The organism is Maricaulis maris, assembly GCF_049116555.1.
GTDB lineage: Bacteria > Pseudomonadota > Alphaproteobacteria > Caulobacterales > Maricaulaceae > Maricaulis > Maricaulis maris_C.
In genome coordinates this window covers 400602-416127 of sequence record NZ_JAGDYT010000006.1, presented here as the reverse complement: position 1 = coordinate 416127, position 15526 = coordinate 400602, and the positions used below count along the sequence as shown (strand labels likewise).

Here is a 15526-nt window from a genome sequence, read left to right as displayed (position 1 = left end):
CCCCCGTGTGACGGGGAATCAAAAAAGGCTGGGTTGCGCAGCGCTCCCGAGCGGGCGCTCGAAGCGGCTTGGATCGAGAACCGCCCGCGGCGCATCCAGCTTGAAGCGCGTGATGGCCTTTCGGAAACGGCTGGCGATCAGTGCGGCATAAGGGCCGGTTCCGCGACCGCGTGTCGCCCATTGCGCGTCATAATCCTTGCCGTTGCGCATCTGCCGGATCAGGGACATGACGCGGCCCGCTGCGTCCGGCCGTTTGTCGGTCAGCCACTCACGAAACAGATCGCGGATTTCCAATGGCAGACGAAGCAGGACATAGGCCGCGTTATCGGCACCGGAATCGGCAGCGGCCTCGAGCAGGACTTCAATCTCGTGGTCGGTGAGGCCGGGAATGATGGGGGCCATCATCACCGTGACCGGAATGCCCGCCGCCTTGAGCGCGGCGATGGTTTCCAGCCGGCGATGCGGCGCGGCGGCGCGCGGCTCCAGATCCCGGGCCAGGCGTCGGTCGAGCGTGGTGACGGAAATGGCGGCTTTGACCAGCCCGTCCGCCGCCATCGGGGCCAGGATGTCGAGATCGCGGCGGATCAGGGCGGACTTGGTGATGACGCTGATCGGGTGTCGGTAGCGGGCACAGACCTTGAGAATGTCGCGCGTGTGTTGGCGCTCGCGTTCCAGAGGTTGCCAGGCGTCGGTATTGGCCCCGATCAGGATGGGCCTGGGCTGGTAGCCGATCTTGTTGAAAGCGGCTTCCAGCAGAGCTGGCCCGTCCGGTTTTGCGAAGATCACGCTCTCGAAGTCGAGGCCGGGGGAGTAGCCCCAAAAGGCGTGGCTGGGCCGGGCATAGCAGTAGACGCAACCATGCTCGCAGCCCCGATAGGGATTGATCGACTGGTCGAAGGATATGTCAGGCGACTGATTGGTCGAGATGATGGATCGGGAAGCATCTTTCAGGACGGTGGTCGCGAGCCTGGGCGCTTCACCATCCGCTTCGGTCCAGCCATCATCGAAGGCTTCATGGACGACACTCTCATAGCGACCGGAAATGTTTGACCGAGCGCCCCGACCTCTTGCTCCGGGGCGGTGGGGCAGAGAGGCCTCCTGAGGGGCATTAAGGGCGTAGCCACCAGGGCGCTCGGTCATGCTTCATGATGACTCAAAGTTGGAACAAATCAAGAACAAAATGATGCGGGCGTCACAAGGCATCTTCAGCCGACACGCCGGACATCGTCGAGGAAGGTGAGGATGTTCTGGCGCAGATTGGTCAGGTTTTCCTCCTGCTCCGACAGGGTGTCGGTCGAAGTGACGACGCTGTGCGCCATGTCGCGCGTGCTGCGCGTGGCGTCCTCGACTATCCCGATCCCGTTCGAGACATCGCCGGTACCGAGGGCGGCTTCCGAAACATTGCGTGCGATTTCGCCGGTCGCGGCACTTTGCTCGGTCACAGCGGTGGCAATCGCGTTGCAAGAGACATTGATCTGTTCGATGGCATCGGAGATGTCGGTGTTGGCGGTGACCGCGCTCGTCATCGTGCCCTGAAGTTCGGATATCTGCTGGCTGATCTGATCGGTGGCATGCGCGGTCTGGCCGGCCAGCGTCTTGACCTCCTGCGCGACGATCGCAAATCCCCGCCCGGCTTCACCGGCGCGGGCGGCTTCGATCGTCGCGTTGAGCGCAAGGAGGTTGGTCTGGTCGGCGATGCCCTGGATCAGCTTGACGATATCACCAATCCTGTCGGTCACGCCGCTGAGGCCGGAGATTGTCTGGTTCATGGCGCGGGACTTGTCGACGGCCTGGTCGGCGATACCGGCAGACTGGACGACCTGGCGATTGATTTCCTCGATGGACGAGGTCAGCTCCTCGGCCGAAGCGGCCACGCTCTGCATGTTGGCCGAGGCTTGCTCAGCTGCTGCGGAGACGGTCATGCATTGTTCGGACGCCTTGCCGGAATTGCTGTCCAGCGAGTTGGCATTGCCCCGGAGCATTGTGATGGTCTCGGAGACCTTGCCCATGACCTCGGTCAATTGGCTTTCCAGCTTGCTGCCAAGGTCGAGGAAGCCGTCATGACGCGCCTTGATCGCATATAGCGTCGTGTTCACGGCCCGCGCGGCAGCCTTGAAACTGCCGACCATTCCGGCCTCCGGAATCAGGCGAAAATGCTTGTTCTTGCGAACATATTCGACGCAGGTCTGGCTTTCGCGCAGATAGGCGTCGGTGCGATCGATCAGGAGGTTGATGGCGTTTTCCATTTCCGCCACTTCCGGGTCCGGCGAGACGCCGATTATGCGTTGTTCGAAATCGCCCTCGGCGACGGCGCGGACAATGCGGGCGGCGCGACGGATGGCGTCACGATCCTTCGATACGTTGAACATGACGGTCTCCTAGCGATAGCCGCGACGCTGGCCCTGGCCGAGCGTACAGATGAATTCATCGTATTCGACATTATGCTTGGCGAGGCAGGCGCCGATGGCCTCGCTGCCGGCAGCCAGCGCCTGTTTGGGGCTGCCGGCACCGGCTTCGATTTCGCGAAGCTGGGCGTAGAAGGGGATGATGTCCTGCTCGAGGATCTGACGACCCGGTTCGCGGCGATTGGAGTGGTAGCCAATGATCTCACCAGCATCATTGAAGCTTGGTGTCACATGGGCATAGACCCAGTAATGGTCGCCATTCATGGCCCGGTTCACGACATAGGCGAACAATTCCTGGCCGGCGCTGATCGTGTCCCACATGAGTTTGAAGATCGAGCGCGGCATGTCCGGATGCCGGATGAAATTGTGCGGCTGGCCAAGCGCCTGCCGCTCCGTGACGGCCGAAGCGCGCTGAAACGTGTCATTGGCGTAGGTTATGCAGCCTTTGAGGTCGGTCTTTGTGACGATGACTTCGCCGTCTTTGAACCGTCGTTCGACACCGGTAAGTGCTGGGGCAGTGGGTCGCGACATGCTGCTGGCTCCTCAAACATCCGATCGGCCCGATTGGGGCGCGTCTGAGGAAAAGCCGTAGGGGAATTGGGGTTAACCGGGTCTTCCGTCCGGCGGCCTCTAATAATATATTACCGGCACGACACAATCAGTGATTGAGTTTTGAAGCCAGAGCCAACAGGTCCTGCCAGGCCAGACGCTTCTCGGTCGGCCGCCTTAGCAGATAGCTGGGATGGAAAATCGGCAGGGTCGGTATGGTGGCCGCGGTCGGCTCGCCGGAGCTGTCGCGGACCGCATAATCGGTCCAGCGGCCCCGCAGCCGCGTGATCGGCGCCTCGCTGCGCAAGAGAGCCTGCGCGCTCAGACCACCGGCCAGAACGAGCACGTCTGGCTTCTTGAGGGCAATATGGCGTTCGGCGAATGGCAGGCAGAGGGCGATCTCGTCCTGGGTCGGCGACCGATTGCCTGGCGGACGCCAGTTCAGCACATAGGTCAGATAGGCGGCATCACGCTCGATCCCGATCGCGGCCAGCATCCGGTCCATCAATTGACCGGTCTGGCCGGCGAAAGGTTCGCCGCGTTCGTCCTCATCACGACCGGGGGCGTCGCCGATCACCATGATGCGCGCCGCACGGTCGCCCCGGGCAAAGAGTGTGTTGCGGGCCGTGCGCTTGAGGGCACATCCGTCAAACTGGCTGATGGCATCGCGCAGCGCGTCGAGCGTGTCCGCGCCCTTGGCGAGCGTCCGGGCGCCGGGCCCGCTGGACCCGGCGTCACCAAAACCGGCTGCGCGGGCCGCCTGCGGGGTTGCGGCTCGAACCGGCTCGGCGGGCGCGGTGCGGCGCGTGTCCGGAAGTGGCTCAGAGCGAGGCCCTGGCGCCGTGGGCGCGACCGGTCGCGGTGCCATGCTCGGCGCGTCCATCTCGATTCCGGCATCCGCCCACCAGGCAATCAGCGCTTGCAGCGCTTTCTCGTCTTGTGGGGTGAGGGCGGGTCCGGAATCGGTCATGTTGACGTGCACGTTAACGTAATAGCTTTGATCCCGACGGCGGGACGCGCTAGATGGGTCTTTGATCCTAGGGTATGACCGAAGACCTGCAAGCCGAACACCGCATTGAACAGACGCGAACACAAAGAGGGAAGGTGCCAGCCTGATGACCGACGCCGCAATTGAACGCGAATCCATGGAATATGATGTCATCATTGTTGGTGGCGGTCCGTCCGGCCTGTCCGCGGCCATCCGCCTCAAGCAGATGGCGGCCGAAGCCGGATCCGAGATCTCGATCGCCCTGCTTGAAAAGGGCGCCGAAGTCGGCGCGCACATCCTCTCCGGTGCTGTGGTCGACCCCAAGGCCATGAATGAGCTTTTCCCCAACTGGAAGGAGCTTGGCGCGCCACTGGAAGATGAGGTCAAGACCGACATTTTCGAAGTGCTTGGCGAAGCCGGCTCGATCAGCTTGCCGACCCTGCTTTTCCCGCCGCTGATGAGCAATCATGGCTGCTATATCGTCTCGCTCGCCAATGTCTGCCGCTGGCTGGCCGAGCAGGCGGAGGCGCTGGGTGTGGAAATCTATCCGGGTTTCCCGGCTGCCGACCTCATCGAGGAAGACGGTGCCATCAAGGGCGTCGTTACGGGTGATTTCGGCCTGGCTCGCGATGGCGGTCACAAGGATGGTTACCAGCCGGGCATGGAGCTGCGCGGCAAGTACACGCTGATCGCCGAAGGTGCGCGCGGCTCGCTGTCAAAGAAGCTGATCAGCCGCTTCAACCTGTCCGAGGGCAAGGAGCCACAGAAATTCGGCATCGGTATCAAGGAACTCTGGCGCGTGAAGCCGGAGAACCACAAGCCCGGCATGGTCAAGCACACGATGGGCTGGCCACTCGATGGCCAGACCGGTGGCGGGTCCTTCATGTACCATTTCGGCGATAATCTGGTGTCGGTCGGCTATGTCGTGCACCTGAATTACAAGAATCCCTATCTCTCGCCTTTCGACGAGTTCCAGCGCCTGAAGACCCATCCTGTCATGGAGACGGTATTCGAGGGCGGAGAGCGCATTTCCTACGGCGCGCGCGCCATCACCGAGGGCGGCTATCAGTCCGTGCCCAAGCTGGCTTTCCCGGGTGGCGGTTTGATCGGTTGTTCGGCCGGTTTCGTGAATGTGCCGCGCATCAAGGGCAGCCACAACGCCATGAAGACCGGCATGCTGGCTGCCGAGAGTGTCTTTGCCGCCCTGGCCGATGGCCGCCAGCACGACGAGCTGGTCGACTACCAGACGGCCTATGAGAATTCCTGGGTCGCCAAGGACCTCAAGAAAGTTCGCAATGCCAAGCCGCTCTGGTCCAGGCTGGGCACGTTCTGGGGTGTTGCCCTGGGCGGGCTCGACATGTGGTGCAACACCCTGTTCGGTGGCTGGTCACCCTTCGGTACGCTGGGCCACGGCAAGACCGACGCGGAAAGCCTGGAGCCGGCGTCCAAACACAAGCCGATCAACTATCCCAAGCCCGATGGCGTTCTGACCTTTGATCGCCTGTCCTCGGTCTTCATCTCGAACACCAATCACGAGGAAGATCAGCCGATCCACCTCAAACTGTCGGATGACGCGTTGCAGAAATTGTCCGAGCTCGGCGAATTCGCCGGTCCGTCGACACGCTACTGCCCCGCCGGGGTTTATGAGTGGGTCGAGGATGAGACCAGCGGTGAGCAACGCTTCCAGATCAACGCGCAGAATTGCGTTCACTGCAAGACGTGCGACATCAAGGACCCCAACCAGAACATCAACTGGACGACTCCGGAAGGTGGCGGCGGTCCGATGTACGCCAATATGTAGGTCCAACCGCCTCGGGCCCTTGCGCCCGACCGTCTGCAGGGCGAGCATGCAGGCATGAGTTCATCAGTCCGCATTCTCGCCCTCTGCCTGGCCGCAACGGCCGTGGCATCCTGCGCCAGCACGGCCATGCCGCCCGAAGACGAGGAGGTCTCCGTCTACGGGGCTTTTCTTGCGGCGCGCTATGCCGGCATGAGCCGTGATGTTGATGGGGCCGCGACCCATTATGCGCGTGCCCTTGACCAGGCGCCGGGCAATGCAACCCTGGCTGACCGGGCCTTCATCACATCGCTGCTTTCCGGCCATACGGACCAGGCGGCGCGACTGGCCCGGTCGACAGTCCAGGCCGGTGACCCCAGCCGTCTGGCCACGCTCTATGTCGCCGCCGACCAGATATCGCAGCGCGATTACCGCGATGCCATTGCCAGCCTGAACGCGGCGCCGGATTACGGGCCCTTCAACACGCTGATGCGCGATCTCCTCATCCAGTGGGCGATGATGGGCGAGGGCGAGGCGGTTGCGGCCATGGATGCTGCCAACGGGACCCAGGCGCCCGGATTCCTGTCCTCCCATTTGTGGCTGCACAAGGCGATGCTGGCTGACGTCGCCGGCGAGCCCGAAGCCGCTGACGCCGCTTACCGGACTGCCGCCTATTCTGCGGTCTTCCCGCGCCTTGCGACCGAGATGTACGGTAATTTCCTGGAGCGTGAAGGGCGTCCGGATGAAGCCCGGACCCTCTACCAAACCATGCTGGAAGCCAATCCGGACGGTCCCTTCGTCACGGATGCGCTGCGCCGCCTCGATGAAGGCGCACGCCCGCGCCGACGCCCCGGTGTGCCGCAAATGGCGGGCCGGGCCCTCTTCGGTCCGGCATCTGATCTCGCCGAGCAGGCCGATATGGACCTGTCGGTGATCTATCTGCGCATGGTCCAGCGCCTGGACCCCGACTATGCCCCGACCCGCCTGGCGCTGGCCGGGACGCTGAGCCGGATCAGTCTTCCGCAAGCCGCGCTGACGGAATACGCCGCGATTACGGATGAGCCATTCCGGTTCACCGCCGAATTCCAGCGAATTCTCCTGCTCCAGGACATGCAGCGGACAGATGAGGCCATCCTGCTCGCCAATCGTCTCTGGACCGAGGATGGTGGTGTTGAGACCAAGCTCCTGGTCGCCGATCTGATGCGGCTCAATGGCCGGTGTGGCGAGGCCATTCCGCTCTATGAAGAGATCATTGCGGACCCGGACGTCGCTGCCCACTGGCGTTATCACCACTATGCGGCGGCCTGCTATCTCGACGCGGATGACTGGACTTCGGCAGAGGGCCATTACCTCGCCGCGCTTGAACTGGCACCGCGTCAGCCCACCTTGCTCAATGATCTCGGCTATTTCTGGATCGATCGGGGCGAGCGCGTCGAGGAAGCCTTCGAGATGATCCAGCAGGCGGCAACGCTGGAACCGGAGAACGGCAATGTCATCGACAGCCTTGGCTGGGCGCATTATCGGCTCGGCCATTATGAAGCGGCGGTCGAGGCGCTGGAACGGGCGGCCGAGCTGAACCCCGGCAGCGCGACGGCCAATTATCATCTCGGTGATGCCTATTGGCAGGTCGGGCGCGCGCTCGAGGCCGGTTTCCAGTGGCGCCGTACCCTCGATCTCGATCCACGCCCGGAGCAGCGCGAAGGCCTGGAATACCGGTTGACCCATGGCCGCCCCCCGATTGGGGAACAATACCGGGTCGAGGACATGTCGGACGCGGCCGACGATATCGGCGACGCACCGTGACGCCGTCGCCCATTACCGAATTGGCCCCCGCCAAGGTCAATCTGACCCTGCGGGTCGGCGCGGCCCGGCCCGATGGCTATCACCCGCTCGACAGTCTCGTCGTCTTCGCGGACTGGGGCGACACGGTTGAGGTGAGACCGGGCCCTGGCCTGCTGCTGACCATGTCCGGAGAGGCCTCGCGCGCCCTGCCGCCGGACGGCAATAATCTGGTCCTCCAGGCGGCGCGTGCGCTACAGGTTGCGGCCGGTATTGATGAGGGCGCGATGATCCGTCTCGACAAGCAGATTCCCGTCGAGGCCGGGCTGGGCGGTGGCTCGGCCGATGCGGCCGCGACCTTGCGCGCGTTGAATCGACTCTGGGGGCTGGACTGGACCCTCGACCGGCTGGCGGAAATCGGTCTCAGGTTGGGCGCCGACGTGCCGGCCTGCCTCTATGCCCGCCCGTTGCGGATGCGCGGGATTGGCGAGTGGATCGACATCCTGCCGGCCTTCGACGCATTCGATGCGGTTCTTCTCAACCCGGGCGTCGCGGTACCGACCGGGCCGATCTTCAAGGCCTTTGATGCCGCAGACCCGGCGCCGCTGGCCGAGGCTGACCCGATGGGTGAGGACCGCCTCGCTTGGCTGCGCGGCGAGCGGAATGATCTGGAAGCGCCGGCCGTGGCGCATCATCCGGAGATTGCCGGGACGCTCGACTGGTTGCGGGGACAGACCGGGGTCGCGCTGGCCCGCATGTCCGGCTCCGGCGCGAGCTGTTTCGCCCTGTGTGCCGATCGGGCGTCGGCCGAGCGGGTCGCGGACGCCTATGACGGTTTCGCCCGCGCCGTTTGCCTGACCGGAGCGGTACGGTGAGTGCGCTGGCGTGGCCGTTGGTCGCGGCTTTCAGTCTCGCCTGGAGCGTGGCCGGTCTCATCTGGCGCGCCCGCATCCTCGACCATCCCAATCAGCGCTCCAATCACGTCCAGCCGACGCCGCGCGGCGGCGGACTGGGTATTGTCGTCGGCTTTGTCGGCGCACTCATCTTCATCCCGGTCATGGCCCCAGCGGACGGCGCGGCTCTGGTCGCGCTGGCCCTTTGCGCGGCGATGGCGGCGGTGCTGGGCTTTGTCGACGATGTGGTGACGTTGAATGAACGACCGAAATTCGCGCTGCTGAGCCTGATCAGCCTGGCCCTGGCCGGCATGATCGGTCCGGTCACCGATCTTGGCTTCGCCTTGCCCTGGATGATTGGCTGGCTGGGCTCGGCGCTGTTCGTTTTCACGCTCGCGAACACGGTCAATTTCATGGATGGATCGGACGGTCTGATGGCGGCCAGCCTGATCCCGCCGGCGCTGGTTCTGGCGATTCTGGGCGCGGGCCCTTTCATGCTGGCAGCGTTGGCATTGGCGGCGGCGCTCGCTGGATTCGCCGTGTGGAATGCGCCCCTCCTGTCAGCACGCGGGCGTTTGTTCAGTGGCGATGTCGGATCGCTGGGGGCGGCGGTGATCCTGGCCGGTCTGGCTCTCGTCTGGGCTTCCCGCGCGCCGTCGGGCTCGGTCTGGCTGGTGCCGCTCCTCGTCCTGCCGCTTCTGGGCGATGTTCTCTTGACCATGGCCGCGCGGGTCAAGGCCGGGCGGTCACCCTTCGTCGCGCACCGGGCGCATGCCTATCAATTGCTCATTGCCATGGGGATGAGCCATGGCCGGGTGGCAATGATCTGGGGCGGGATGAGTATCGCGTGCGGTATGCTGGCGCTGGTCGCAAACGCCCTGTCGCCGATAGCCGGGCTGCCAGTCTTCCTGCTGGCCGTTACAGGTTTTACCGTCCTGCATCAGATGTGCCGCCGCAAGGCGCGCGCTGCCGGTCTCGATACCTGGCAATAGGCGCGAGGCTAGTAGGCGCGTTCGACCACGAAGTCGGCGAGATCTTCCAGCGCGACCCGCCATTTATTGGCCGGGAAGATGGCCAGGGCTTCGCGGGCCCGTCGGGCATGGGCGCGAGCCTGATTGACCGTGGCGTCGAGCGCGCCATGCGATTTGATCAGGCGGATGGCGGTGGCGAAATCGCCGTCGGCCTGTTCGCCGCGCGCAATCACGCGGTCCCAGTACTCGGTCTCGCTGCCGGACGCCGCTGCGATTGCCAGTGCGACGGGCAGGGTGACCTTGCCTTCGCGGAAATCATCGCCGGTGGATTTGCCCAGCTTGGACGAGGCGCCGTCATAGTCCAGCGCATCATCGACCAGCTGGAAGGCCAGGCCGAGTTCACGGCCATAGGTCTCCAGCGCGGCTTCCTCACGGGCATCGCGGCCAGCGACAATACCGGAGACTTGCGCCGCTGCGGCAAAGAGCGCCGCCGTCTTGGCATCGATGATCTGCATATAGGTGTCGACCGAAACGCCGACATCCTTGACCGCGGAGAGTTGACGCACTTCGCCCTCGGCAATCGTCGAGGCCGCATCGGACAATACGCCGAGCGCCTTCATTGATCCGGCTTCGACCATCAGGGAAAAGGAGCGCGCGAAGAGGAAATCGCCGACCAGGACGGAGGAGGCATTGCCCCAGACCAGATTGGCGGCGACCTTGCCGCGGCGCATGCCGCTCTCATCGACGACATCATCGTGCAGCAGCGTGGCGGTGTGGATGAATTCCACCGCCGCGGCAAGCTTGAGCGGCGCGATATCGCTGTAGCCCAGCATGTTGGCGGCGGCGACTGTGATCATCGGGCGCACGCGCTTGCCGCCGGCCTCGATCAGATAGCGGGCCAGCTCGGGGATCAGCTCGACATGACTGTCCAGCCGCTCGAGGATGAGGGCGTCGACATTGCGCATGTCGTCATAGGCCAGAACCGCCAGCGCTTCCGCTGCATTCGGTATATCCGCGGTCTTGGCCGCGGCTGCCGATTTGACACTCACCATGCTGTCCACGCCAGCTGTCCTCTTGATGCAGGCTCAATTGCTTCCGACAATAGAAATCGACGGACCGCCCGGCAAGCACAAGGGGCGGTGACGAAACAGCACAGGTCAGGCCCCTTGTCCTGTGTCGGCCCAAAAAGCCGCAAAGCGGCGCGGAGGTATGCCCACGTGAAGGAAGTCCTGAGGACCAATGACCCGGTCAAACTCTCTTATGCCCAGTCCATCCTGCGCGATGAGGGCATTGAACCCATCGTGCTCGATCAGGGCATGTCCTCCATGTATGGCGGCGGTCTGCCATTCATCAAGACACGCATCATGGTGATCGACGAGGACGCGCACATGGCGTTGAGCTTGCTGGCCGAGCTGCAGGAAGAGGACCGGCCGTGACTTCAGGCGCTATACCGGACGTGACGACCACACTGGATCGATTGCTCGATGGCCGTGTTGTCCTGCGCCAGGGTAAGGACGGCTACCGGGCCGGCATGGATGCCGGCCTGCTGGCCGCGGCGCTGGATGCCCGCGAGGGCGAGATCCTCGCCGAGTTTGGCTGCGGTGCCGGCGCGGCGCTGATGTGCGCGGCCTGGAGGCTGACCGGTGCGAGCTTTGTCGGCGTCGAACGCGACCCCGAAGCGGCGGCCCTGGCGGCCGAGAACGCGGCGGCAAACGGTATGGGCGCGCGCGTGCAGACCCAGAATGCCGATATCATGCAATTGGGCACCTCGCTGAAGGTCGACCAGGTCTTCTTCAATCCGCCCTTCTTCGACGACCCCGGGGCCTTGCGGGCGCCGAAAGACGAAAAGCGTGCTGCCTGGCTGACCGGCGATGTGCCCTTTGCCGACTGGGTGCGCTGTGCTGCCCGGGCGCTCAAGGCCAAGGGCCGACTGACCCTGATCCACCGGGCCGACCGGCTGGCGGATATCCTCACTGCGCTCGAGCGGTCCTTCGGCTCCGTGGTGATCAAGCCGGTCTATCCGAGAGCCGACGCGCCAGCCAAGCGCGTCATCATTCAGGCGACCATTGGCGGCAAGGCGCCGCTGGTCCTGCTTGCCCCGCTTTTCCTGCATGAGGGCGAGGGGCATTCGCCCGAGGCCGACGCCATCCTGCGGGGGCGGGCGGTATTGGAGATGCAGCCATGACCGTGACGATCATCCTTGTTGTCCTCGCCATGGTCCTGCTCGTCGTCCTCGGCGCGCGTGGGCGCAAGCAGCGGGACAATGCAGCGGAGGCGGCGCGCCGGGCAGTGGAGGCCCGGCTGGAGCCGCGCGACGAGGATGCTGCGTCGCACAAAGACGAGGACTCGCGCGCTTGATCCGTCGGGCTGACTTGCCTAGTGTCCGCGCGATTTCTTCATCTCGATTTTTCCAGCGGGAATTGATGCCATGGCCGCCGCGAAAGCGCCCTCCTTCCAGGAGCTGATCCTCCGTCTGCAGACGTATTGGGCGGGGAAGGGCTGTGCCATCCTGCAGCCCTATGATGTCGAGGTCGGCGCCGGGACGCTGCACCCGGCGACCACGCTGCGCTCGCTCGGCCCGCGCCCCTGGCGCGCCGCCTACGTTCAGCCTTCGCGCCGTCCTGGCGATGGCCGCTATGGCGAGAACCCCAACCGCCTGCAGCACTACTACCAGTTCCAGGTGCTCCTGAAGCCGTGCCCGGCTGACCTGCAGGACCTCTATCTCGGCTCGCTCGACGCCATCGGCATTGATCGCGACCTGCATGATGTCCGCTTCGTGGAAGATGATTGGGAAAACCCCACTGTCGGTGCCTGGGGTCTGGGCTGGGAAGTCTGGTGCGACGGCATGGAAGTCAGCCAGTTCACCTATTTCCAGCAGGTTGGCGGTCTTGATGTCGATCTCGTCTCCGGCGAGCTGACCTACGGGCTCGAGCGTCTGGCGATGTATGTCCAGGGCGTCGAGAATGTCTATGACCTCGATTTCAACGGTGCCGGCATGACCTATGGCGACGTCTTCCTGGAAGCCGAGAAACAGTATTCCGAATTCAATTTCGAGCATGCCGATGTCGACATGCTGATCGAGTGGTTCAAGGGCGCCGAGAACCAGTGCATGGCCCTGCTCAATCTCGACAAGCCGCTGCCGCTGCCGGCCTATGATTTCTGTCTCAAGGCCTCCCACCTCTTCAACCTGGTCGACGCCCGCGGCGCCATCTCCGTCGCCGAACGCGCCAGCTGGATCGCGCGGGTTCGCGAACTGGCCAAGGGCTGCGCGGATGCCTGGGTGAAGAGCGAGCGGGCGCTGGTGGAGGCGCAGGCGTGATGACGGGCCGCACACAGGTCCTTCCCCTTGATGGGCAAGGTGGGCCGACGCGAAGCGGCGGGTCGGATCGGGTGAAACGCGCCGCGTTCCGGCTTCTGCCGACCGTCACCCACTCCACCGCTTCGCGGTCCCCCTCGCCCATCAAGGGCGAGGACCTGCCATTGTCGGAGACCCTCCCATGAAACTCCCCCTTCGCGGTGGCTGCCAGTGCGGTGCGATCCGCTTCGAGATCAGCGAGAATCCGATGGCGCTGTATTGCTGTCATTGTACGACCTGCCAGCAGCAATCCTCCTCGGCCTTTGGCATGTCCATGCTGGTGCAGCGGGACGGGTTCAAATTCACCAAGGGCGAGCCGGCCTCCTTCCCCATCCCGACCGATAGCAAGTCGAGCAAGCAGGGCCATTTCTGCGGTGAGTGCGGCACACGGATCGCCAATGACACGGTCGGCAAGCCGGCCCTGTCGCTGAAAGCCGGGACGCTGGATGACCGCGCCAGGCTGAAACCGGTCGGCCATATCTGGGTCAGATCGGCCCAGGACTGGATGACCTTTCCTGACGACGCGCTGATCTATGAAGGTCCGCCCGATGACGGTTATTTCGCGCTGATGCAGCGTTATGCCGACCAAGAATACGCCTCCTGAGCGGAAAGCCCGACACGATGTCCGAACTCCTGTTTGAAATCTTCTGCGAGGAAATCCCGGCCCGCATGCAACCGCGCGCCGAGGCCGACCTTGAAAAATTGCTGGGCGACCGGCTCAAGGCGGCCGGCCTCACCTGGACCTCGCTCAAGACCTTCGCCGGTGCACGCCGCCTCGGCCTCGTGATCGAGGGCCTGCCGGTCAAGACCGCCGATGTCAGCGAAGAGCGCAAGGGCCCGCGGGTCGGTGCACCGGACAAGGCCGTGGAAGGCTTTCTGCGCGGGGCTGGCGTCGCCTCGCTGGATGCGTGCGAGAAGCGCGCGGACAAGAAGGGTGAGTTCTGGGTCGCAAAGATCGAAAAGCCCGGCCGGGCCACCACCGAGGTGCTTGCCGAAGCCATTCCCGATCTGATGAAGGCCTTTCCCTGGCCCAAATCGATGAAGTTCGGCGAGGGCGAGAAGGCGCAGCGCTGGGTCCGTCCGATCCAGCGTCTCCTGTGCGTGTTCGACGGCGAAGTCGTGCCGGTCGAGGTGTTCGGCATCACGGCGTCGAATGTCACCGAAGGCCATCGCCGCATGGGGCGCGGGCCGTTCACGGTCTCGAATTTCCTCGACTATGCGACGGCACTGGAAGGTGAGGGGCATGTCCTGCTCGACCGCGCCGCCCGGGAGTCGCTGATCCTGAATGGCGCCCGCAAGGTGTGTGCGGATGCCGGGTTTGAACTGGTCGAGGATGCCGGTCTTCTGACCGAGGTCGCCGGGCTGGTGGAATGGCCGGTGCCGGTACTGGGCGAGATGGATCCGGACTTTCTCGATCTGCCGCCGGAAGTCATCACCCTGACGATGAAGACGCACCAGAAATACTTCGCGGTGCGCGATCCCAGGACCGGCCAGCTGGTCTCCAAATTCGTCACCATCGCCAACCAGGTCGCACCGGATGGCGGCAAGGCGATCGCCGCCGGCAATGCTCGCGTCCTCTCGGCCCGCCTCTCGGACGCCCGCCACTTCTGGGACAATGACCGCAAGACGCCGCTCTCCGACATGGCGGCGCAATTGTCGAAGGTGACCTTCCACGAAAAGCTCGGCACGGTCGCCGACAAGGTCGAGCGCGTCGCCGCCCTGGCCCGCGAACTGGCCCCGGTTGTCGGTGCCGATCCGGACCTGGCCGAAAAGGCCGCCCGCCTGGCCAAGGCCGATCTCGTCTCCGAGATGGTCTATGAATTCCCCGAGCTGCAGGGCGCGATGGGACGGTATTACGCGCTCGACCAGGGCGAGGACGCCGCCGTCGCTGACGCCATCAAGGACCACTACAAGCCGCAGGGGCCGTCAGACGAAGTGCCAACCGCGCCGGTCTCGGCTGCCGTGGCACTGGCGGACAAGCTGGATACGCTGGTCGGCTTCTGGGCGATCGATGAAAAGCCGACGGGGTCGAAGGACCCGTTTGCCCTGCGCCGCGCCGCGCTGGGCGTTATTCGGATCTTGCTGATCTCGAATACGCGCTTGCCGCTGGCCGAGACGTTCTGGTTGCTCGCGGAATGGGCTGATGGACTTGTTGGTATCGAAAAGGCCAGCATCAGCATGTCCACCGAAGCGGACTCCAAGGCAGACGAGAAATGGTGGCAGCCAGGCGATCGGGCGTCCAAGTCCCTCGCTGATTTCGGCTTCCAGCTTTCATTGGTGCTTGGAATGCGGGACTTCTTCGCCGACCGTCTCAAAGTCCACCTGCGCGATGAGGGCATCCGTCATGACGTGATCGACGCGGTCTTCGCGCTCGGCGATGACGATCTCGTCCGCGTCACCCACAAGGCCCGCGCCCTGCAGGCCTTCCTCGATACCGAGGATGGCGCGGCGTTGCTGGCGGGAAACAAGCGGGCGTCGAACATTCTGGCCAAGTCGGACGACGACCTCACCGGCGAGCCGGACGAGGGCTATCTCGCGGCGGCACCGGAATCAGCCGAGCGCGATCTGATCGCGGCGCTGGGGGCGGCCGGACCGGCGGCGGAAACGGCGCTGGCGGACGAGGACTTTGCTGCCGCAATGCGGGCATTGTCGCAACTGCGTGCACCGATTGATGTCTTTTTCAGCGAAGTGACCGTTAACACGGACGACGCTGCGTTGCGCCGCAACAGACTTCTCTTATTGTCCGCCATACGCACGGCCATTCGCGCCGTCGCCGATTTCGACAAGATATCAGGCTAGGGGCTCATTC

The 15526-nt window shown here is 64.2% G+C and carries 15 protein-coding genes; 10 read left to right on the top strand and 5 right to left on the bottom strand.

The window, feature by feature from the left end; genetic code table 11:
* Positions 1-18: 18 nt before the first annotated feature.
* From JXQ94_RS09580 to JXQ94_RS09565, 4 genes are all read right to left on the bottom strand, one after another.
* A complete protein-coding gene (locus tag JXQ94_RS09580; RefSeq protein WP_421923548.1) occupies positions 19-1140 on the bottom strand; it encodes a PA0069 family radical SAM protein in 1122 nt (373 codons plus the stop codon).
* Positions 1141-1205: 65 nt separating this feature from the next.
* Positions 1206-2369, bottom strand: a complete 1164-nt coding sequence (locus JXQ94_RS09575) for a methyl-accepting chemotaxis protein (RefSeq protein ID WP_421923547.1) — start codon at positions 2367-2369, stop codon at positions 1206-1208.
* A 9-nt stretch (positions 2370-2378) separates the two neighbouring features.
* Positions 2379-2936, bottom strand: a complete 558-nt coding sequence (locus JXQ94_RS09570) for a PAS domain-containing protein (protein ID WP_421923546.1) — start codon at positions 2934-2936, stop codon at positions 2379-2381.
* A 127-nt stretch (positions 2937-3063) separates the two neighbouring features.
* Positions 3064-3924, bottom strand: coding sequence for a uracil-DNA glycosylase (locus tag JXQ94_RS09565; RefSeq protein ID WP_421923544.1), 861 nt, complete (start codon positions 3922-3924; stop codon positions 3064-3066).
* Between the two features lie 145 nt (positions 3925-4069).
* Here JXQ94_RS09565 and JXQ94_RS09560 point away from each other — a divergent pair, with 145 nt between their 5' ends.
* Genes JXQ94_RS09560 through JXQ94_RS09545 form a run of 4 tightly spaced genes read left to right on the top strand, consistent with a single transcriptional unit; the run spans position 4070 to position 9383 of the window.
* The gene (locus JXQ94_RS09560; RefSeq protein ID WP_421923542.1) at positions 4070-5743 is read left to right on the top strand and encodes a 4Fe-4S dicluster domain-containing protein; all 1674 of its coding nucleotides are present in this window, start codon (positions 4070-4072) and stop codon (positions 5741-5743) included.
* Positions 5744-5797: 54 nt separating this feature from the next.
* Positions 5798-7522, top strand: coding sequence for a tetratricopeptide repeat protein (locus JXQ94_RS09555; protein WP_421923541.1), 1725 nt, complete (start codon positions 5798-5800; stop codon positions 7520-7522).
* Positions 7519-8373, top strand: a complete 855-nt coding sequence (locus JXQ94_RS09550; RefSeq protein WP_421923540.1) for a 4-(cytidine 5'-diphospho)-2-C-methyl-D-erythritol kinase — start codon at positions 7519-7521, stop codon at positions 8371-8373. Before JXQ94_RS09555 ends, JXQ94_RS09550 begins: the two co-directional genes overlap by 4 nt.
* Positions 8370-9383, top strand: a complete 1014-nt coding sequence (locus JXQ94_RS09545; RefSeq protein ID WP_421923539.1) for a hypothetical protein — start codon at positions 8370-8372, stop codon at positions 9381-9383. Before JXQ94_RS09550 ends, JXQ94_RS09545 begins: the two co-directional genes overlap by 4 nt.
* 8 nt (positions 9384-9391) lie before the next feature.
* On the opposite strand, the gene JXQ94_RS09540 is transcribed toward JXQ94_RS09545, so the two are convergent.
* Positions 9392-10414, bottom strand: a complete 1023-nt coding sequence (locus tag JXQ94_RS09540; RefSeq protein WP_421923538.1) for a polyprenyl synthetase family protein — start codon at positions 10412-10414, stop codon at positions 9392-9394.
* 165 nt (positions 10415-10579) lie between these two features.
* On the opposite strand from JXQ94_RS09540, the gene JXQ94_RS09535 reads away from it, so the two are divergent.
* The 6 genes from JXQ94_RS09535 to glyS all read left to right on the top strand — a co-directional run bounded on the left by JXQ94_RS09535 (position 10580) and on the right by glyS (position 15516).
* Positions 10580-10798: a DUF2007 domain-containing protein gene (locus JXQ94_RS09535; protein ID WP_295695687.1), complete on the top strand. Its 219-nt coding sequence runs from the start codon at positions 10580-10582 to the stop codon at positions 10796-10798.
* The gene (locus JXQ94_RS09530; RefSeq protein ID WP_421923537.1) at positions 10795-11547 is read left to right on the top strand and encodes a tRNA1(Val) (adenine(37)-N6)-methyltransferase; all 753 of its coding nucleotides are present in this window, start codon (positions 10795-10797) and stop codon (positions 11545-11547) included. The genes JXQ94_RS09535 and JXQ94_RS09530 overlap by 4 nt, the downstream gene beginning before the upstream one ends.
* On the top strand, positions 11544-11720 hold the full coding sequence (locus JXQ94_RS09525) for a hypothetical protein (protein WP_295695684.1): 177 nt from the start codon (positions 11544-11546) through the stop codon (positions 11718-11720). Before JXQ94_RS09530 ends, JXQ94_RS09525 begins: the two co-directional genes overlap by 4 nt.
* Before the next feature lie 70 nt (positions 11721-11790).
* Positions 11791-12681: a glycine--tRNA ligase subunit alpha gene (locus tag JXQ94_RS09520; RefSeq protein WP_421923536.1), complete on the top strand. Its 891-nt coding sequence runs from the start codon at positions 11791-11793 to the stop codon at positions 12679-12681.
* Between the two features lie 178 nt (positions 12682-12859).
* On the top strand, positions 12860-13321 hold the full coding sequence (locus JXQ94_RS09515) for a GFA family protein (RefSeq protein WP_421923535.1): 462 nt from the start codon (positions 12860-12862) through the stop codon (positions 13319-13321).
* 17 nt (positions 13322-13338) lie between these two features.
* A complete protein-coding gene (gene glyS / locus JXQ94_RS09510; protein ID WP_421923534.1) occupies positions 13339-15516 on the top strand; it encodes a glycine--tRNA ligase subunit beta in 2178 nt (725 codons plus the stop codon).
* Positions 15517-15526: the final 10 nt, after the last annotated feature.